16 protein-coding genes and 1 pseudogene are annotated in these 20,031 nt (G+C 49.2%); all 17 read right to left on the bottom strand.

What is annotated here, in order from left to right:
- Window positions 1–8 precede the first annotated feature (8 nt).
- Window positions 9–857, bottom strand: a complete 849-nt coding sequence (locus NQ534_RS12755) for a carbohydrate ABC transporter permease (protein WP_006862968.1) — start codon at window positions 855–857, stop codon at window positions 9–11.
- 1 nt (window position 858) lies between these two features.
- A complete protein-coding gene (locus NQ534_RS12750; protein ID WP_040784133.1) occupies window positions 859–1,746 on the bottom strand; it encodes a carbohydrate ABC transporter permease in 888 nt (295 codons plus the stop codon).
- An 87-nt stretch (window positions 1,747–1,833) separates the two neighbouring features.
- Complete coding sequence (locus NQ534_RS12745) at window positions 1,834–3,144, bottom strand: extracellular solute-binding protein (protein WP_006862970.1); 1,311 nt, start codon at window positions 3,142–3,144, stop codon at window positions 1,834–1,836.
- Window positions 3,145–3,495: 351 nt separating this feature from the next.
- On the bottom strand, window positions 3,496–4,419 hold the full coding sequence (locus NQ534_RS12740) for an ArsR/SmtB family transcription factor (protein WP_006862972.1): 924 nt from the start codon (window positions 4,417–4,419) through the stop codon (window positions 3,496–3,498).
- Between the two features lie 98 nt (window positions 4,420–4,517).
- Complete coding sequence (locus NQ534_RS12735) at window positions 4,518–5,057, bottom strand: prolyl-tRNA synthetase associated domain-containing protein (RefSeq protein WP_006862973.1); 540 nt, start codon at window positions 5,055–5,057, stop codon at window positions 4,518–4,520.
- A 109-nt stretch (window positions 5,058–5,166) separates the two neighbouring features.
- The gene (gene trpA / locus NQ534_RS12730) at window positions 5,167–6,072 is read right to left on the bottom strand and encodes a tryptophan synthase subunit alpha (protein WP_006862974.1); all 906 of its coding nucleotides are present in this window, start codon (window positions 6,070–6,072) and stop codon (window positions 5,167–5,169) included.
- Window positions 6,065–7,249, bottom strand: a complete 1,185-nt coding sequence (gene trpB, locus NQ534_RS12725) for a tryptophan synthase subunit beta (protein WP_040784211.1) — start codon at window positions 7,247–7,249, stop codon at window positions 6,065–6,067. The genes trpA and trpB overlap by 8 nt, the downstream gene beginning before the upstream one ends.
- Before the next feature lie 215 nt (window positions 7,250–7,464).
- Window positions 7,465–8,103 carry a phosphoribosylanthranilate isomerase gene (locus NQ534_RS12720; RefSeq protein ID WP_006862976.1) on the bottom strand — a complete coding sequence of 213 codons (639 nt, stop codon included), beginning with the start codon at window positions 8,101–8,103 and terminating at the stop codon, window positions 7,465–7,467.
- Window positions 8,104–8,175: 72 nt separating this feature from the next.
- Window positions 8,176–9,114 carry an indole-3-glycerol phosphate synthase TrpC gene (gene trpC / locus NQ534_RS12715; RefSeq protein WP_006862977.1) on the bottom strand — a complete coding sequence of 313 codons (939 nt, stop codon included), beginning with the start codon at window positions 9,112–9,114 and terminating at the stop codon, window positions 8,176–8,178.
- An 18-nt stretch (window positions 9,115–9,132) separates the two neighbouring features.
- Window positions 9,133–10,143, bottom strand: a complete 1,011-nt coding sequence (gene trpD / locus NQ534_RS12710) for an anthranilate phosphoribosyltransferase (RefSeq protein WP_006862978.1) — start codon at window positions 10,141–10,143, stop codon at window positions 9,133–9,135.
- On the bottom strand, window positions 10,140–10,727 hold the full coding sequence (locus tag NQ534_RS12705; RefSeq protein ID WP_006862979.1) for an anthranilate synthase component II: 588 nt from the start codon (window positions 10,725–10,727) through the stop codon (window positions 10,140–10,142). Before NQ534_RS12705 ends, trpD begins: the two co-directional genes overlap by 4 nt.
- Complete coding sequence (locus NQ534_RS12700) at window positions 10,724–12,349, bottom strand: anthranilate synthase component I family protein (protein ID WP_050778339.1); 1,626 nt, start codon at window positions 12,347–12,349, stop codon at window positions 10,724–10,726. Before NQ534_RS12700 ends, NQ534_RS12705 begins: the two co-directional genes overlap by 4 nt.
- 717 nt (window positions 12,350–13,066) lie before the next feature.
- On the bottom strand, window positions 13,067–14,716 hold the full coding sequence (locus NQ534_RS21430) for a DEAD/DEAH box helicase family protein (RefSeq protein ID WP_322790973.1): 1,650 nt from the start codon (window positions 14,714–14,716) through the stop codon (window positions 13,067–13,069).
- A 68-nt stretch (window positions 14,717–14,784) separates the two neighbouring features.
- On the bottom strand, window positions 14,785–16,032 hold the full coding sequence (locus tag NQ534_RS21425) for a TOTE conflict system archaeo-eukaryotic primase domain-containing protein (RefSeq protein WP_006862985.1): 1,248 nt from the start codon (window positions 16,030–16,032) through the stop codon (window positions 14,785–14,787).
- A 136-nt stretch (window positions 16,033–16,168) separates the two neighbouring features.
- A complete protein-coding gene (mcrC, locus tag NQ534_RS12690; protein ID WP_006862986.1) occupies window positions 16,169–17,209 on the bottom strand; it encodes a 5-methylcytosine-specific restriction endonuclease system specificity protein McrC in 1,041 nt (346 codons plus the stop codon).
- A complete protein-coding gene (locus tag NQ534_RS12685; protein WP_006862987.1) occupies window positions 17,206–19,695 on the bottom strand; it encodes a DUF8426 domain-containing protein in 2,490 nt (829 codons plus the stop codon). Before NQ534_RS12685 ends, mcrC begins: the two co-directional genes overlap by 4 nt.
- Before the next feature lie 75 nt (window positions 19,696–19,770).
- Window positions 19,771–19,986: pseudogene (locus tag NQ534_RS12680) on the bottom strand (hypothetical protein); the annotation flags it as partial.
- Between the last annotated feature and the right edge of the window lie 45 nt (window positions 19,987–20,031).

The raw sequence follows: 20,031 nt of genomic DNA, 5'->3' as shown, positions 1-20,031 counted from the left end.
TGCAGGCATCAGCCTTTTACCGCGCCGGAGGTAATGCCCGCGACAATCTGCTTTTCAAAGATAATATAGATAATAATCATCGGCAGGGAAGCCACCATCGCCGCCGTCAGAGGCGCTACATAATCAACCGTGTAGGTGCTCGCAAAGGTCGGTATGCCGACCGGAAGCGTAAACAGACTGTCACTCATTGCGCAGAGCAGAGGCCAGAGGTAATTGTTCCAGCTTCCCACAAATGCGAAAATGCATACGGTGGCAATAATGGTTTTCGACAGCGGCAGGACAATGCGGAAAAAAATCGTCAGCTCTCCGCCGCCGTCAATGCGCACCGCCTCCAGAAGCTCATTGGGCAGATTCCTGAAAAACGTTACCATGATAATCAGGTTCATGGAGCCGGCAATCGACGGAAGAATCAGCCCTGCATAAGTGTCAATCAGATTCATTCCATTTACGGTGATAAACAGCGGAACAATCGTCGCTTCTGTCGGCACCATCAGACCAATCAGAAAATACATGAAGAAAATACCGCTTCCCTTAAAGGGGATCTTTGCGATTGCATAAGCCGCCATAGCGCAGAAAATCACCGTCAGAGCCGTTACAATCACCGCAATAATCACACTGTTTATCAGCCAGGTCGGTACGGATGAATTAAAAATAATATGCGGATAGTTTTCCAGCGTGTACGGACCGGTAAACCAGTCCAGCACACTGTTGATCGCCTTTCCCTCATGCTGGAAGGAAACCGCCAGCGCCCAGAGTATCGGACCAATAAAAACAGCCGCCAGAAAAATCGAAACCACGTTCAGCGCCCAGTACCCGACAGATTTCCTTTTTCTGCTTTTTACTTTCACTTTCGCCATATCAGTCCTCACTCCTTCTCTGAAGAATCTGCTGTCCGATGGACAGTATCAGCAGGATACCAAACAGTACATAGGACATTGCCGCCGCATATCCCAGATTGTTCTTTTTAAATGCCGTCTCATAAATATACTGGATCAGAGGGCGCGTGGAGCCCGCCGGTCCTCCTCCGGTGATCAGCTGGATCTGTCCGAAAACCTTGAAGCAGGCAATCATCTGCAGAAGTCCTACCAGCCAGGTGGTCGGCTTCAGCAGCGGCAGTTCCAGATGAATGAGCTGCTGGAAGCGGCTCGCGCCGTCGATGGACGCCGCCTCATACACATCCGGCGAGATATCCTGCAGTGCCGACAGATACAGCAGCATCGGAAAGCCGATGGTCCACCAGACCGTCATAACCGAGACGGTAACCCACACCAGGCTGGGGCTCTGCAGCCACTGCAGCTCCTGCGAAGCCGGAAGCACCCCAATCTGGTGAAGCAGCCCGTTTATCAGACCTGTATACGGTGTAAAGGCGAATTTTGCGATAAACGCCGCAACCGACACAGACAGCACGCTGGGCAGATAAAAGATGATGCGCAGTCCTTTTTTCAGCTTTGTCGGACGGTTTGCGAGCATCGCCAGCGCCATCGAGACAATGACAAGCATGGGCGTAGTAATCAGAGTGAAAAACGTCGTATGCCACAACGCCGCCCAGAAGTTTTTATCGCCGGTAAATTTCACATAATTATCAAAGCCAAGAAAGCTCTGCTTCCCCATCAGTCCCCACTTATGAAGGCTGACATAAAAGCCCTGGATTACCGGCCATATTGTAAAAACCGTATACAAAACGAAAAACGGAAGCATGAATGCCAGCGCAATGAGCAGCGTTTTTCTTTTTCTTGCTTTACTCATGTTTTCCCTCCTTTTCTTCGGCAAGTTTCCGTAAGATGCAAAGGGGAGCCAGCCGGCTCCCCTCTGCCAGAGCATCCAGATCCGGACTTACTGCAGATTGGACTCCAGTTCATTATAAAGTGCGTCAATCGCACCTGCTGCATCCGCCGTACCGGTCCACAGCGTATCCAGGCTTTCAATCATGCCCGCTTTCATCGCATAGAACGCCGGGTTCTTGGAAGGAAGCACCGCATTATCAAGCGCTGATTTGTAATTTTCTCTGCACGGCAGTCCGAGGAATGCGTCGCTGTCTACAACCTCCAGGCACGCCGGAATCTGTCCGGAGCCTGCCCAGGTAGCGCCGCCGTCTTTAGACGCGCTCACGAGAAACTCAACAGCCGCCAGTGTTTCCTCTTCTGTTCTGTCCGGATTTACCGGAAGAATCAGTGTGTGGGAATCTGCCCAGCAGGAAGCATTGTCAAAAAGCTGCGGCCATGACTGCGCACCGAAATTCAGTCCTTCTGTCTCTTCCATAACGCCTACCGCCCAGGTTCCGCCAATCAGGAACGCAGCGTCGCCTGCCTGGAACAGCTTCTGATGGTCTGAGATACCCTCCAGAACATAACCGTTGTCATACAGAGATTTTACCCATTCTGCCGCCTGCACTGCGATATCCTTATCAAGCGTTACCTCTGTACCCTCATCGTTTACCAGCGGTGTGCCGCCCATCTGGAAGTAGGTTGCCCACCAGGTACGGTACGGGTCGTCGCCGTTGTTTGTCAGGGCAATAACGCTCTGTCCGTCTTCCATGACAGCCTTGCATTTATCCAGAATTTCTGTAAATTCGTCTGCCGACGAGATGGACAGCGTGCCGTCCTCGTTCAGCTCCACGCCCGCTTTTTCCAGAATGTCCGTGTTGTAGTAAAGAATCTCAGCGTGTGTATCGAGCGGAACTGCATAAATCTCACCGTCGTATGTAACGGCATCCAGAGAATTTTCCGCATACATGGTGGAAAGGTCTACGCCAAGCTCCTCCAGATACGGGGATATAGATTCTACCACGCCCTGGTCTACCAGCTCTGACAGCTTTGACGCATGGGAAATGCCGATGTCCGGACCTTTCTTTGCCGCTACCGCCGTCTGAAGCTTTGTATAATAGTCATCCCATACCAGTGTGATAGACTGTACCTCCTTCGTCGGACCGCCGGCATTGTAGTCGTCGATGATCTTCTGCATATACTCGCCGTCGCCGCCGGTAAACAGTGACCAGAATACCAGCTTGTTCTCGTCTACCTGGACTGCCTCCGGGTTGTTTACGGTACCGTCTTCATTTACATCCGCTTCCTCTGCAAATGCCATTCCTCCGAGTGCCAGCGTCATTGATGCGCCAAGTAATAATGTCGTCCATTTCCGTTTCATGCTTTATTCCTCCTTAATAACAATAATTTTGAAATATACAGCTATCTTTTCTATTCGGCCAAATAGATTGAACAGTATTTCTGTTCCTTTAACTAAGATTATACGTTATTTTTTCCTTTTGTCAACCATATTTTTCATGATTTTTTGTCTTTTTAACGGATTTTTGTTAATTTTTCTGTTATTTAAACAGTATTACTGTTGTTTTCATTAGTGCTATAACAATTTTATTGTTTCTATATCCGTACAATCGCAGAAACGCATCCCTCCTGGGCGCCAAAAAGGCCGCTCCCAAAACCGGAAGCAGCCGCTTATATTTCTCTTCTCATATTTTATTTTCTCTTTTCACATGCATCACAGATATTCCATTGTCAGAACCAGGTCCTGTGCGTAATCTCCAAACTGCTTTCCGAACAGATTCAGACCGCCGACATATTTTGCGTCTTCTCTGTTTCCAAGCCGGACAGCAACATAAGCCCGGTTCATCAGATTCAAATCCCCGATCGTGGTATCGGAGACCCGGATTCCGTTGATGTAGGTGCCGTCGCCGCGCACCTCCCATTCCGTAAGCTGTCCATACTGGCTGGAGCCGTCCGGCCAGATGGACGGCGTCAGCCTTCCCCGGCGTCCGCCAAAATCTCCCGCGCTGGTAAAAGTGCCGCAGTCCGTCTCATTTACCCACAGTGTGATATCCGATTTCCAGTCCTCCCGGTATCCCGGCGCCTCAGAACAGAGCTCCGCCGAAAACAGAAGCCGCGTAACCTCCCTGTCTGCCGGTACGCCGTTGGCAAACCGGTACTCCACATAGCCGGAGGAGGTCCAGAGCAGCCCCGCCTTCATCCGTTCCGGATAATAAAAGCAGAATTCCTTATCCTCATTACCGATAACACCGTCCGGCGCACACAGCCCGCAGGTAGGCGAGACCCGGCAGCTGCTGAAAGCTCCGACTGGAAGCTCCGCACTGAACATTTCATTAATGTCCTTATTCCTTCTTACCAGTCCCAGTGATACGATATCCACCTTTCTGGTGCACAGCTTCATCGTTCCTCTCGTTCCCGGCTGCTCTTCCATGCGAATCAGCCCCGCCTGCTCCAGAATTTTCAGATGAAACGCCGTGCTCGATGCCGGAAGGTCCATCTTCTTCGCTATCTCTCCGATAATCAGACTGTTTTCGTATAAAAGCTGCAGCATTTCCAGTCGTACCGGAGAAGAGAGCGCCTTCCCCAGGCTGCAGACACGCTCCATCTCATCAATGTTACATTCCATATATTTTACCATGTTTTTCTCCTTCGCCCGGATTACTTATCATCCTGTTCTCCCACGCCCATCCGGATTGATTGCAGGGCGGCCTGCACTTCGCCCGCCAGCATCCGTCCTTATCCTTCCAGATGCACCACGGTATAATCGTGATGCACCGCCGGCAGAAATTTTTTCCAGATATCCGCCGCCTTCGCCTTAATGCTGCTTGTATTGATGCACGGATGAAAGCCCACGTACTCATCGTGAAAAACGTCCTCGTCTATCAGCAGCCGCACACGATTCTGCGTATCGTTCATCAGCCCCATGATGCTGACAGACCCCGGCGTAATATTAAGCAGCTCCTCCATATGGCGCTCATCGGCAAAGGACAGCCGCGCCGTGCCAATCTGTCTGCTCAGCTCCTTTGTCTTAAACGGCTTTTTCCCCGGCATCATCAGCAGATAAAAATCTGTCTGCTGACGATTGCACAGAAAAAGATTTTTGCAAATCTGGATTCCCAGAATTTCATCCACGTTGTGACAGTCATCGATCGACATTGCCGGCGGATGATCCACCCGCTCATACGAAATTCCCAGCTCATCCAGAAGCCGGTACACCGCCATTTCCTTTGGCAGACGCCCGTCCGACGGCGCCTTTGTATATATAATTCCTTCCATAATTCTCCTCACACGGGTTCCGGAGGCATTTATCCACAGCCATTTATTTGCAACACAATGGTTCTTCTGTCTATTTGTCCTCCGCCCGTTTGTTCTCTGCTGCTTTATCTTACAGCGCTTCCTTCATGGTGCGGATGTATTCTCTGACATACGGAACACATTCCTTCCCGTACTGTCCGCAGAGACGCACGATCGCGCTTCCCACGATTGCTCCGTCCGACAGCGCCGCCATCTTCGCCGCCTGCTCCGGTGTGGAAATTCCAAATCCGACCGCGCAGGGAATATCCTTTGTTTCCTTTACCAGCCTTACCATGCTTCCTACATCTGAAGTAATTTCCGAACGCATACCTGTTACGCCCATAGAAGATACGCAGTATACGAATCCGCTGGCGTCCGCCGCGATCCGCCGGATACGCTCATGCGAGGTAGGCGCAATCAGAGAAATAAAATCCAGCCCGTATTTTTTGCACACCATATCGAACTCTTCTTTTTCCTCATAAGGTACATCCGGCAGAATCAGGCCATCCATGCCGATTTCCGCCGCTGTCCGGATAAAACGTTCTGTGCCGCTGCCACTATCTGCGCAGTCTCTGCCGCCCACAGAAGGCATCCCGCTATTTTCGCAGTCCGTGCTGCCGTTTCCGGAATCCGCGCCCTTTTGACAGCCCGCCTCCGCCCGGCGCTCCTGCGCCGCCTGCTGGTAGCCATAGGAAAACACCACATTCGCATACGTCATAAATACCATCGGAATGTCTGTTTTTTTGCGGATGCGGCGCACCATATCAAAAATATCGTCAGTCGTCACTCCGCCTGTCAGCGCGCGCAGATTTGCCGCCTGTATCACCGGTCCCTCCGCCGTCGGGTCGGAAAACGGAATCCCAAGCTCAATTAAATCAGCGCCCGCTTCCTCCGCCGCATATACAAGCTGCTCCGTGATATCCAGCGACGGGTCGCCGCAGGTAATGAACGGAATAAATACCTTCCCATTTTCAAATGCCCTCTGAATGTTACTCATGAATATCCTCCCCTCTGTATCTGGCGATTGCCGCGCAGTCCTTATCTCCTCTGCCGGACAGGTTGATAACAATAATCTGGTCTTTGCGCATCGTCGGCGCAAGCTTGCGCGCATAGGCAACCGCATGGGCGCTCTCGATTGCCGGGATCACGCCCTCCATCTTCGACAGATATTCAAAGGCATCCACCGCCTCGTCGTCGGTAATTGCAACATATTGCGCGCGTCCTTTATCATAGAGATCCGCATGCTCCGGTCCGATGCCCGGATAATCCAGCCCGGCGGAAATAGAATATACCGGCGCAATCTGTCCATACTCATCCTGGCAGAAATACGATTTCATACCGTGAAAAATACCCAGCCGCCCGGTTGCGATGGTAGCCGCCGTCTCCGCAGTATTCACGCCGCGTCCCGCTGCCTCGCAGCCGATCAGCTGCACCTCTTCATCCTCAATAAAATGATAAAATGCGCCGATTGCATTAGAGCCGCCGCCCACACAGGCGAGCACCGCATCCGGCAGCTTTCCTTCCTTTTCCAGTATCTGCTGCTTTATTTCCTTTGAAATAACCGCCTGGAAATCCCGCACGATCGTCGGGAACGGATGCGGTCCCATGCAGGAACCAAGCACATAATGTGTGTCCTCCACGCGGTTCGTCCACTCGCGCATTGTCTCGGAAACAGCATCCTTCAAGGTGCCGGTGCCGGAGGTGACGGCGTGTACCTGCGCCCCCAGCAGACGCATACGGTAAACATTCAGCGCCTGACGCTTCGTGTCCTCCTCACCCATAAAGACCTCGCACTCCATGCCCATCAGCGCCGCCGCTGTTGCCGTAGCAACACCATGCTGTCCGGCGCCCGTCTCAGCAATCACGCGGGTTTTCCCCATCTTCTTTGCAAGCAGCACCTGTCCAAGCACGTTGTTGATTTTGTGTGCACCTGTATGGTTTAAATCCTCTCTTTTCAGATAAATCTTCGCTCCGCCCAGGTCCTCCGTCATGCGCTGCGCATAATACAGACGCGAAGGTCTGCCTGCGTAATCATTCAGGAGCTGCGTCAGCTCCTGCTGAAACTGCGCATCATTTTTATAATAGTTGTAAGCGTCTTCCAGTTCCAGAACCGCATTCATCAGCGTTTCCGGAATGTACTGTCCGCCGTGTATCCCAAATCTTCCTGCACTCATCTGCTTCTCTCCTTCTATCTCATATTGTCTGCCATATCTGCAATCTGCCGTCCGCCCTTCTGTTTCTGCCGGCACGTTATGTCTCATATAACTTTTCTCTCCGGGCAACAGGTGCGCCTGGCTGACCTGCTGCCGTCCGGCACGTTATGTCTCATATAATTTCCCCGTCTGGCACATTATGTCTCATACGCTCTTTCCGCCCGGCGCATTATGTCTCATATAATCCCCGCCATGTTCCGGATTGCCGCGGCGGCCGCCAGTATTTTCGCGCGGTCTTTATATCCGTCTGTCTCCACGCCGCTCGATAAATCCAAAGCCCACGGTCGCAGCGATTCCGCCGCCTGACGTATATTTTCCGGCGTAAGTCCACCCGCCAGTATCCACGGGCGGGAAATTTCCCGGATAAAGCGCCAGTCAAAGCGCTCCCCGGTGCCCTTGCCGTTATCCAGCAAAATATAATCCGCCGTGCTCTGCATTGCAAGCTTTGCATCCTTTTCACTGCGAATCGTAAAAGCCTGAATAAGCCTGCCGTCCGTCAGCGTCCGCAACCGCTTCAGATAGTTTTCATCCTCGTCGCCGTGAAGCTGCGCCAGCGAAATGATTCCATCATTCAGAAGCTTCGCAACCAGCTCCGGCGCTTCATTCACGAACACCCCCACGGGAAGTACCCCTTCATCCAGGTGTGCCCGGAGCTGCGCAAGCTGCTGCGGCGTCACACTCCGGCGGCTTTTCGGATAATTTACCACGAATCCGGCAAAATCCGGATGTGCCTCATTCACATAATCAATATCACACGGCCGGCTCAGACCGCAGATTTTTAGTCTGACCGCCGCCCCGGTATTTTTGTCACACATTGTTCTGCCGCCCTCCTCATGTCACATTCTGAACACTGCATCACCATTCCGTCACTCTGCAATTTTGTTCCATTATACAACATTTCCGCGCAGCATATCCAGCATCACTTTTTTATCCGGTGCCCGCATCAATGTCTCTCCTATCAGAACGGCATCTGTGCCATTCTGCCGCAGTGCTGCGACGTCCTGCGGCGTCTTTATCCCGCTCTCCGACACGAACAGTACATCATCCGGCACCAGCTCGCGCAGTCTGCGGCTCTGGGTAATATCTACCTGAAAATTTTTCAGATTGCGGTTATTGATGCCCAGAATTCGGGCATCCGCCGCCAGCGCGCGGGCAATTTCTTCTTCTGTGTGCGCTTCCACCAGAGCTGACATTCCCAATTCTGCGGCAAGCTGTCCGTAAGCTTTCAGCTGTCCGTCATCCAGAATAGCGCAAATCAGAAGAACCGCGGACGCGCCCAGCGCCTTTGCCTGGTAAATCATATATTCGTCAACCGTAAAGTCCTTGCGCAGCACCGGGATATTCACCTGCGCTGCAATCTCCTGCAGATACGCGTCCTTTCCAAGGAACCAGTATGGCTCCGTCAGGCAGGAGATTGCTGCAGCCCCCGCTGCCTCATATTCTTTTGCGATATTCAGATACGGAAACTCTTCCGCAATAATTCCTTTCGACGGGGACGCCTTCTTCACCTCGCAGATAAAGGAAATTCCTTCCGCCGCCAGCGCTGCCTCAAATGGAAGGCGCACGCCGCACGCCTTTCCGGTTTCTGACGAGACTTCTTTTTGTGCCCCCGCCAGCTCCCATTGCAGTATGCTCTCCGCCTCCCGCCGCTGTGCAGCCTCTGTTTCACGGCGCAGCGCAGTCTCCGCCTCCCGGCACTGTGCAGCCTCTGTTTCATGGCGCAGCGCAGCCTCCGCCTCCCGGCGCATGGTTTCCGGGGAAACATTGCGTTTCTCCTGTGCAATCCGCTCCCTGGTTTTTGCCGCAATTTCATCTAAAATATTCATTCCAGCCCTCTCCGGTTCCTATGCATTACTTCTTTCCACGAATTCTTCCAGTTTCTTTTGCGCCGCCCCACTGTCAATAAGCTGCTCCGCCATACGCACGCCTTCCTCGATGGTCTGCGTCTTTCCAGCAATATAAAGCGCCGCCCCGGCATTCAGGCAGACCGCGCAGCGTTTGGCACCGCGCTCCGTTCCATTTAAAATATCTTTTGTGATTTTTGCGTTTTCCTGCGGGGTTCCGCCCACCAGCTCTTCTTTATCGCAGCGCGTATAACCGAACTGCTCCGGCGTGATCTCGTAAGACTGGAACCAGCCGTCGCGTATTTCACATACACTGGTCGGAGCGCACATGGATATTTCATCGAGCTTATCCTGTCCATACACCACCATGCCCTTTTTCACGCCAAGCTTTGCCATTACCTGCGCCAGAGGCTCCACCAGACTTTCATCATAAACGCCCATCAGCTCCATGTTCGCTCCCGCCGGATTGGAAAGCGGTCCAAGAATATTAAACACGGTGCGGATACCAAGCTCGCGGCGGATTGGTGCAACATATTTCATAGCAATATGATAATTCTGCGCAAACAGGAAGCAGATGCCGATTTCCTTTAAAAGCTCCGCGCTCTTTTCCGGCGCAATGGTGATATTCACGCCAAGCGCTTCCAGCACATCCGCCGCCCCCGATTTTGAGGAAGCCGCACGGTTGCCATGCTTTGCCACCGGCACGCCGCCTGCGGCGATCACCAGGGATGCCGTCGTAGAAATATTGAAGGAATTTGAACCATCCCCGCCGGTTCCGACAATTTCCAGCACATCCAGATCATGCAGCAGCTTAATGCAGTGCGCCCGCATCCCCGCCGCCGATGCCGTAATTTCGTCAATCGTCTCTCCCTTCAGCGACAGCGCCGTTAGGTATGCCGCCTTCTGCACGTCGGTCGCCTCGCCGCTCATAATCTCATTCATCACGGCTTCCGCCTGTTCATATGTGAGGTCCTGCTTCTTTGATAATGCAATAATCGCTTCTTTAATCATGCCTGTTTTCTTCCTTTCGCTATATTTACAAAATTTTGTATGATTTTCAATCCATCCGGTGTCAGAACAGACTCCGGATGAAACTGCACGCCATATACCGGATAATCCCGGTGCTGCACCGCCATGATTTCGCCGTCCGCCGTCTGCGCGGTAACGATAAGCTCCGGCGGCAGGCTTTCTCTTTGCGCCGCAAGTGAATGATATCTTGCCACCTTTATTGGACTTTGCAGACCTTCAAACAGAGGTGATTTCCCTAAAAGCTCCGCCTGCGAGGTTTTCCCGTGCATCAGCTTTTTCGCGTAGGAAACTACACCGCCAAACGCTTCGCAGATTGCCTGGTGTCCGAGGCAGACGCCCAGAACCGGCACCTTATCTTTAAAGTAACATATTGCTTCTATGCAGATACCCGCATCCGCCGGGCGTCCCGGTCCCGGTGAAAGCACGATTGCCTCCGGATGCATCTCTTCAATCTGTGATATGTCACATGCATCATTGCGGATAACCCTTATATCCAGCTCCACACTGCTGATATACTGTACAAGATTGTAGGAAAAGCTGTCATAATTATCAATCAGTAAAATCATTCCAATCCCTCCTGCGCCGTCAGAACTGCCTGCACCATCGCTTTCGCCTTGTTGCAGCATTCCTGGTATTCCTTCTCCGGCACGCTGTCCGCCACGATTCCCGCTCCGGACTGCACACAGATTTTTCCGTTTTTCTTATATACAAGACGGATACCGATGCAGGTGTCCAGATTTCCGGTGAAATCCAGATATCCGACCGCGCCTCCATAAATGCCGCGCTTTCTGCCCTCCAGCTCCTGGATTATCTGGCAGGCGCGGATTTTCGGCGCTCCCGACAGGGTTCCCGCCGGAAGGATGGAATCAACGGCATCCAGACCGTCCAGCTCCTCCCGGATCTGCCCGGATACGGTAGAACCGATATGCATAACACAGGAGAATCGCTCAATGCTGCAATATTTTTCCACCTTTACGCTGCCCGGCCTGCTGATTCTTCCAATATCATTTCTGCCAAGGTCCACCAGCATGTTATGCTCCGCCAGCTCTTTTTCGTCCTGCAGCAGCTCCTCCTCCAGTTTTAAATCCTCTTCCTCTGTCTTTCCCCGCGGTCTTGTTCCAGCAAGCGGGAAGGTGTACAGCTTTCCATTCTCCAGCTTTACCAGTGTCTCCGGCGACGCCCCGGCAATCTCCACATCATCGCTGGAAAAGTAAAACATATAGGGCGAGGGGTTGCTTGTGCGCAGCACCCGGTAAGTATCAAACAGGCTGCCCTCCGCTTTTGCCGTCTGCGGATTCGAGAGCACCACCTGGAAAATATCTCCCTCGTGAATGTAATGCTTTGCACGCTCCACCATCCGCGTGTACCGCTCTCTGGAAAAGTCCGGCTTTAATTCTTCTTTCAGCTTCAGCGGTCTGAACACCGCCTTTGCCCCGCTGTTTAAAAGGGACGCCATGTCCGCAAGCTCCGTCTCCGCCTTCCGGTAGGATGCCTCAACATCCTCTGTATCTACCCCGGTAATCAGCACCAGCTTCTGCCGGTAATGGTCGAATACCAGTGCTTTCGTAAACAGCATCAGATCCATATCCCGGAAATCCTCCCCCTCCGCTGAGGCAAGCTTCAGCGTCGGCTCGGCATATTTGAGATAGTCGTAGGAAAAGTATCCGACCATCCCGCCGGTAAAGGGCGGCATCCCCTCGATCCTGGGACTTTTGTATTTTTCCAGGATTTCCCGGATGAATTTTCCCGGATGCGCCGCCGTATATTCCTCCAGAATATCAAATTCCTCCGATTCTGCATTGCTGTATGTGATATTTCCCGGTGTCGCCGCCACATCATGTGCAGCATTTCCCACTGCTGCCACAGTTCTGTATGTGGCATTTCCCGATGCTGCTGTATTATTTGTAACCTCCTCCGCATCTTCTTCCGTCTGGTTTCTGCGGATGCGCACATTTCCATCTGTGCAGGTAATTTCCATCACCGGCTCATAGCCAAGTATGGAATATCTGCCCCACTTCTGGTCGTTTTCCGCACTCTCCAGCAGGTAGCAGTGTCTGCTCGCCGCACGCAGCGTCCGCATCACCTCCATCGGTGTAAAGCGGTCGGCGTACAGCTCCCGGCTCACCGGAATCCGCCGGTAATTGCCCGATGCAGCAATTTCCTTTACTTTTTCTAATGCAGGATACATCATATAAGCTCCTTTCGTTCTCGTCTTATGCAGAGCAGAGGCTGCAGCGGATTGCCACTAAAAATATGGGCATTTCTCCCGATATCTGTCAGGAAATAATAACTCCAGGCTCGCAGAGTTTCTCTGCTCGCTGTCGCGATTTTCGCCGGATAGAAATCTCCCCGAACGCCTTTCGGCTGACACCGGTATGCTTCGCTTCCTCCGGGAGCGACAAATTGCCGTACGAAATGCAAGCATTCCTTCCGGCATCCGCCGCTCCCGCGGGAACGCAGGCGTTCCCGTCAGCAGCCAAATCCCGCCAGATTGTTTCTGCCCGGCTCATTATCCGCACCTGCAGGAGTTGCCACTGGCAGCTCCCTTCGGATGCATGGCAACAAAAAAACCGCCCATGACAGAATAAACTTCTGTCAAGGACGGGTATCAATTTCTCCCGCGGTGCCACCTTGATTCACGGCTTGCCCATGCGCTCTGCAAGATACTAACATATCTCCGGCAACTAACGTATGCCCTCACGTCGCAGAATACTCAGAATATTTCCTTTCCCTGCACCCTCGGCGGTCCATTTGGCAGCCTGCATCTCCACCCGGCTCTCACCTGCCCGGACTCTCTGTGCGCGCATAACTGCTTTAATCTCCGCTTCAACGGTTTAATGTGTTAAGTTGTTGTTAGTATATGCTTAAAAAAGGAATTTGTCAAGGATTTTCAGAAAAAGATTTTTTAGTCAGATACTCCAAATGTAATTTCCATCAGTTCCGCTGCAATCTCCTTGCTCACAACCCTCATCAGATTATCCTCTGCATTTTCTTTTCCCAGCAGGTTCATACTTCCATACCATACAATCTCATCATCTACGACGGCGTAATGCTCGCAGAAATCTTCTTTTTGCTCTACACATATTCCCGCCATACGCATTTCTTCATGAAGCTGCATCCAATAATCAGCCTTACCATAGCCATATGCATCCGGTGACCAGGTGACTACTGTAATCCTTACTCCCATCATCTGACGTTCTCTCAGAAGATTAATGAGCGCATTTATTTTTGTACCGCTGATAGCCGGGCTGGATATAACAACACTGCGTACAGCGCCAAGTAAATCTTTTTCATAACTTTCTTTATAGTTTTCAAAATCATAAATAGCATTCGCTGTCTGTTTCTCACCGCCTGCTTCCGACGCGACTGTGTAGCCGATCTGCTTATACGCTCGCAGGCGTTTTGCATACATATCGTCAAACATCGGGATATGACTATCTACATAATCGTAAACTATCACGTTTTTCTTTCCTTCATAATCACGGTTCAGCCTCCCTGCATACTGTTCTACTACGCTGCGGAAGGATACAGGAGTCGCCATAATCAGAGTGTCCAGGCGGGGGTAATCAAATCCTTCGCCAATCAAACTCCCCGTGGCTATCAGAATCAGTGTTTCATCATCCGGAACCTGCTGCATCTGCAACCGGATTTGCCTGTGTTCCTTTTTCGAATTATTTCCGGTCATCAGAAACACATGGTCTGCGCACGTCTGAAGCCTCTCATACATTTTTAAGGCATGTTCTTTGTATCGGGACAATACCACCGGCGTCCTTCCGGTATGTACGCATTTTCGAACATCATCTATAATTTGCTGATCCCTTGCGTCATTATTCCGAATCAGCCCATATGCTTCGTTTGGATGCATTTTATCCTTTTTCCCTCTCGGTGCTACCGCTTTTGTAAATCTCGGAAACACGAGATGCGCTATCCCCTGTGCTTCGGCTTTATCCTTTGCCGTATAGCGATATCTGATCGGTCCAAGCAGCATATAAGTAATCTTTTCCAGCCCGTCGCCGCGCATCGGCGTGGCAGTCACGCCATACACATAACGGGCATTTACTTGATTCAGGATATTCGCCATCGTATTAGAAGCCGCATGATGACATTCATCCACCAGCACCATTCCATAATCATTGAGCTTTTCATGGAACTCTCCCTTTTTGCAAAGCGAACCCACCATAGCAATATCAATCATTCCAGTCATGGAATCATGCGCTCCCTGGAGCTTTCCTATAATACTTTTTCTTCTCCTGGTTCTTCCTGTTTTTGTCTGATACTCTGGCGGCTCTTCCTGTATTTCCAGGAAACGATTCAGTGCCTCTTCCCATTGTTCAATCAGCGACGAAGATTCCAGCAGAATAAGTGTATTTACTTTTCTCTCCGCAATTATGGCGCTGCATACAACCGTTTTTCCAAATGCTGTAGCTGCGTTTAGTATCCCGGTATCGTACCGCAGCATTTCTTTTAGCGCCGTTTTCTGTTCCGGACGGAGCTGCCCGGTAAACTCAGCTTTTATCCTTCTTCCCGGCTGTCTTTCATCCGCAATCTCATACATGATTCCTGCTTCCCGGCACTGTCTAGTCAATTCATCATACAATCCTCTCGGTATTTCTATATAACCACTCAGATGCTCTTTCCCCATATAAATCCATCGTGCATTATCATAGTTTGAAAGCCCCATCGCCTTGTTTTTATAAAAACCGGATTACTTACAGCAGCCATCCTCCGTATCTGATTCTGAACTGCCGGTTGTATATTCATTGTATCCACATAAATTCCATTCGATAGCGTAAAGTTTAATTTCCCATCTACGCCTAATTTCAGAAGCCCTGCCCTGTTTTTCCACGGTTTTTCCCGCGCTTCTGCATCATTTTGGCTGCTCTCAGCATAAAAAATACTGGTTGAAGTCCACTCTTGAATTTTGGTTTCCATAAATTCGGCGGAAATCCTTGGCTTACTCCACAGCACATTCCACTGATCCGGGTATGCATTCCAATTCTTATCCACAAAAGCACTGTTTCCTGACAGCAGCGCCCTTCCCTGAAGTGGCAATGCAATCAGATTTCCCAGACCGCCTTCCGGCAGACTGTCCTGCGCCGGAAGCATACGGTCATAGTATTGAAATGATTTCAGATTTACTGTTTCTGCTCCCTTTTCCAATAAAGCATTTCCAAATTTTCTGGCTGTCGATGCCGGAACTGCTCTTTCGAAAAATGTCCATACATGAGCGCCTCTTCCCGAACGCGAACGTTCCACAAGAGGATCGATCTCATTCAATTCACAGATCAGACGCATCGCTTCCACCCATGCCTCGCCTTTATTAGCAAAATCATTTTTTTCCGCCTCTTTTTCATGATTATCAAAATCAAACACCAAAAAGCGGCATGTTCCGTTCGGAAGCAATGGATAGACTCCTATCACATCATTTCCGTAAGGATCTGCACCTAACAGATGGCTTTTAATCTGCCCGATTTTTAATTTTGTCCAGTCTCTGTCCGGACAGTCCGTACACCGCATTTTCTTTCCATGTTTTTTAGGGCAGCATTCCTTCCAGAAATGATTACACTGCGGAAAATAACCAACTTCTCCTGTGGATTTTTTTACGGCACGTTTACTGTATACATCCTGTCGCCCCCAGAATCTACCGTAAAATTTATTCGCCATCTCATCCGTAATACAGACCGGATGTATAATTCTCCCGCCTTGATTTTCCTGCCACAATTCTGTTCCATCCGGATGCTGATATTTTCTCAGCTCATCTGCATAAGAAATACCTGACCGCTCCAGAATCTCCTTTAGCACCTGATTTTCCAACTGAAGATCATTTAAACGCTTTTGCAATAAAGTTATATTCTCCAGTGCATCCCTCACAAATCTCACCCCCTGTTTTTCGCAGATAATTTATCACCGGTTTTTACCATAGAATATTATAAATCCGAAGCAAATGCACCCTATCCTTCCAAAGCCGCCGATATCTCCAGCATCTGGCTATCCTGCATATTATCACCTATTTTGCTTCTCCAAAGTACTTCTCTGCGATTTCATCCAGCTGGCTCCTGATTATATCAAAATCACCATCCAGATTTAGCGTTTTAACTTCGATCTGATTCCCACTCATCCGATATTCCTTCTCCGGATAGATTTCCTCGTCAGTTCTGGCATAAAGGAGCATACCTGCCACCTTGTGCGGTTGATCAGACAGTTCCGCTTCCTTATTCTTTACATAAGTAAACATCTGATACAGATTCCCGGAATGAAGCGTATTTTTATCATAATGACGCTGTGTTGTATGCGCGTAATACTTCGCGTCAATAATCAGGGTCTTCTCATCCTTTGTCAGCATTATATCAGTCTGCATTACCGGGAGCATCTCACCGAAATCATCATCCAACTGCCACGGTATCTGCGACGCATTAGCAGTCAGCTCCGGATGCTCTTTGCGGAAATATTCCAGAATGAATTTCTCATACAGGCGATGCATTCTCTGTTCATCAAGAAAATCCATCAACTTTGTTGTGCCATTTGATTGCGTCTGCAGCAATCCTTTAAATACCAGATAACATATGGAAATCAGCATTCTGTATGTCTGATTATTTCTATTATACTGAATATTCCAATTTACAGAATACAGATCCATGACATCCACATCTTCAAAGAAAACCATCAGCTTTCTCAGTTCCTTTTTCCTGGATTTGGAGATATCCCCTCTGAGCAAAAGAAGGACTGTGGATTTGATGATTCTGTTCATTACAGAATTGACGGAAAAATCATCATACGAACAGATCATCTGCCTCTTCAGGAATGTTTGTGTCTTTATAGATTCAGAAATATCCAGCTTTCCACGAAGCGATGATAAAGCCTCTGCCTTTGGAATATACTCCCTCCCAAGGCCGCGCTTAATCTGATTACGGATTCCTCTTGCCAGGATTGCAGCACACAATTCGGCGGTATTATCAAATTCCTCGGTTGCTATATCCCTATACCCCTGCTCATTCAGAACCTGAAAAGCATAGGCAAGCATATAGTATATGTTCTGAATTCTTATCACTTAACAGCACTCCTCAGGTTATCGCTCCACTCTTTTACCTTTAATGGTTCATCAAACCAGTACTCTTTCAGCATTGGTATCAGTTCATACTCTACAATTCCCTGAAGCTTCTCATCCGTCACTTCCTCTGGCTCCATGTTGCAGAAATAGCTGTGTCCGATACAGAACCCTTCTCCCAGAGACTCATCGGCCGCAATCCTCTCATTAAGACTCTGTACGCAGCCTACAAGCGCCTCAAACTTCTTATTGTCCAGCCCATCCCTGTATGCACGGAAGCCCTCTGTCGTAAATGCCGGTTTAAGCTCAAAGAATGCAAATCTCCTTCGCAGCGCATAATCCAGCATCGCAAGACTGCGATCCGCTGTGTTCATCATACCTATGATGTAAACGTTCTCCGGAACATAAAACATTTCATCGCGATAGAGCAGCTGAAGTTTGTTCTTGTTTCCACGTTTATCATTCTCAATCAGCATAAAAAGCTCTCCAAAAATCTTGCTTAAGTTTCCGCGATTGATTTCATCAATGATGAAGAAGTATTTATTATCACTGTCTCTTTCTGCCTTTTTGCAGAAGTTATAGAATACCCCTGTCTTTATATCGAAACCGTCAGCGGACGGTCGAAATCCCATGATGAAATCTTCATAAGAGTAGCTCTGGTGGAACTGAACCATCATGACACGCTCAACATCCTTCACTCCCATAATGGAATAAGCAAGACGCTTTGCCACAAACGTCTTTCCTACTCCAGGAGCCCCCTGCAGTATAATGTTCAATTTGCTATCAAGAACTCCGACAAGCTTGTTATAGGATTTTTCATCCATATATACTTCATTCAGAAAATCCTCCACGGAATACGCCGGATAATCAATTACCTTTGTATCCTCTTCGTCATCCTCGAAGAACCCGGATATTTTATTAACAAAATCAGTGTAGTTGGTGACATCGGTCAGCGTTTTCATAGCAAACATTTCATCACTCTGCCAGCTGCCTTTATGAGTCCATTTCACTTTGCGAAGGTTCGGATATTCGCCATCATGGTTATCGTCATATTCATAGTCGGATTCTACTACTCCGCGTCCAAGGATCTCACTGCGTCCGCGCTTGGCAAAAATCACATCACCCGGCTTAATGTCATGAGCAAACTGCCATACTGCATGTGCAGAATTCTTATATGATGAATCTCCACCATGAATGTCTCTCAGCTTCTGAGCCATTTCATCCTTGCTGGCATAGGTGTTCAGATCTCCCAGCTCATCCCAGCCAAGTCCCATGATCCCGGCAGAATAAAAATCTTCCCACATGGAAGCACCTTCACCCGGTGCATATAACCAATAGTGAACGGTTGCCACATCAGCATCGCCAAGGGAATTCTTTTCCTTACTCTTCGCAGCGTTATCAGCTACACCATTTTTGAAAATCTCAGATGCAAGTTCATCAGTCATCTCTACCGTCCGGCCTTTGTCCGTCAATGTCCAGATGCCATACACCTTATTATCAATATATCCGGCTTTTACCAGATAACTCCTGGCGAAAGCCACCTCATTCTCAAACTTGTTGACGTTATTCTTTCCACAGGTGGCATTGACTTCCTCATCGGAAAGCTTCTCGTTTGAAATTATTTTCTTTCTTGTATCTTCCGGAGTGGCGGAGCCTCCCAGATCACGCAGGCTCTGAAGGACTGGTCTGAACCATCTAAGAAAAGCAGCATTCGATGTTCCTGTCTTAGCCGCTTTCTCCATCTCGCTGTTTTCCACAGAAACGATCCACGCCTTATAGGAAAGCTCCGGAAATGATGTATACCCGTATTCTCCGGATTCTACTGCAGATTTGCATTTATCACGAATAGAAAGATATTTTTCAGCAGCAGGAACCGATTTCAGCGTTTTCATTTCCGCAACAACATTGGCAGATATATTGTCCGGATTACTCATAAACTCTCTGTTCCGTGAATCAAGACTGATAAAAGTATATGGTCTGATCCAGTACAGACCCATCGTCAGATTCCAACGAACGGCAAACTGTGACCTGACCTGATCATAGGCTGAAATAAATGCAGCTCTGCTCTCTTCAGAGTCATTTTCCGCTAATTTGATGGCGGATTCAAAAGCATTCCATAGATTGTCAATGTCATCATCTTTTCGGCGATCACCACCTTCAAATGCATAGAATGTAGCCATCATATTGTTCAGAACCGGAATACCGGAGAAATCATCTGGTACATCCGCTTCTATTTCGAATAAAGTCTTAATGCCACCTAAGATACTGATACGTTTTGCATCAGTGATGCCCTTGTTAAACAATCCAAAGATGGTAAATGGATCAATATCTTTTGGCACATTATCCCTTTCAAGCTTCGGAAGTTTCATCCCTATGTTGGAATAAACTTTTTGCAGCGTCTCAATCAGAGACGACCTGTCCGTTTTGTATTCCAGTAGTTTCGTTGCAAACTCCATATAGAAGCTTACCCATTTGAATTGTTCTGCCATATTCACTGCCTCCCTTGATCTAATAATGCTATTTTACCACATCCACCTACTCTTTACTATCTGAAAAAGAGCAAGAAAAAACGATATCCCCATCTCTACCGAATACACTGTTCCCAACTCGATCTCTGTGGATTCGCAGCACTGAGAAGTGATATATCCGCTGCCTTTTACCATATCATTTTGATTAAATTCATATACCACATCGCCCTTAGTTGTAATCTTCCCTGTCCAGTAGTATTTTCTTGTATTTGCCCTCACTGCTGTGAGGAACGCATTGCTAATCGGATACAAATAACCGCCTCCTCTCTGGCATCAAAAAAGGACCGGTCTCCCGAT

The sequence above is a fragment of the Marvinbryantia formatexigens DSM 14469 genome, from assembly GCF_025148285.1.
In the GTDB taxonomy this organism is placed as follows: domain Bacteria; phylum Bacillota; class Clostridia; order Lachnospirales; family Lachnospiraceae; genus Marvinbryantia; species Marvinbryantia formatexigens.
This window is presented reverse-complemented; position numbering and strand designations above follow the sequence as displayed.

Coding starts and splice junctions, on each gene's coding strand:
- NQ534_RS12755 (WP_006862968.1), bottom strand. CDS start 857: ATGGCGAAAGTGAAAGTAAAAAGCAGAAAAAGGAAATCTGTCGGGTAC.
- NQ534_RS12750 (WP_040784133.1), bottom strand. CDS start 1,746: ATGAGTAAAGCAAGAAAAAGAAAAACGCTGCTCATTGCGCTGGCATTC.
- NQ534_RS12745 (WP_006862970.1), bottom strand. CDS start 3,144: ATGAAACGGAAATGGACGACATTATTACTTGGCGCATCAATGACGCTG.
- NQ534_RS12740 (WP_006862972.1), bottom strand. CDS start 4,419: ATGGTAAAATATATGGAATGTAACATTGATGAGATGGAGCGTGTCTGC.
- NQ534_RS12735 (WP_006862973.1), bottom strand. CDS start 5,057: ATGGAAGGAATTATATATACAAAGGCGCCGTCGGACGGGCGTCTGCCA.
- trpA (WP_006862974.1), bottom strand. CDS start 6,072: ATGAGTAACATTCAGAGGGCATTTGAAAATGGGAAGGTATTTATTCCG.
- trpB (WP_040784211.1), bottom strand. CDS start 7,249: ATGAGTGCAGGAAGATTTGGGATACACGGCGGACAGTACATTCCGGAA.
- NQ534_RS12720 (WP_006862976.1), bottom strand. CDS start 8,103: ATGTGTGACAAAAATACCGGGGCGGCGGTCAGACTAAAAATCTGCGGT.
- trpC (WP_006862977.1), bottom strand. CDS start 9,114: ATGAATATTTTAGATGAAATTGCGGCAAAAACCAGGGAGCGGATTGCA.
- trpD (WP_006862978.1), bottom strand. CDS start 10,143: ATGATTAAAGAAGCGATTATTGCATTATCAAAGAAGCAGGACCTCACA.
- NQ534_RS12705 (WP_006862979.1), bottom strand. CDS start 10,727: ATGATTTTACTGATTGATAATTATGACAGCTTTTCCTACAATCTTGTA.
- NQ534_RS12700 (WP_050778339.1), bottom strand. CDS start 12,349: ATGTATCCTGCATTAGAAAAAGTAAAGGAAATTGCTGCATCGGGCAAT.
- NQ534_RS21430 (WP_322790973.1), bottom strand. CDS start 14,716: ATGTATGAGATTGCGGATGAAAGACAGCCGGGAAGAAGGATAAAAGCT.
- NQ534_RS12685 (WP_006862987.1), bottom strand. CDS start 19,695: ATGGCAGAACAATTCAAATGGGTAAGCTTCTATATGGAGTTTGCAACG.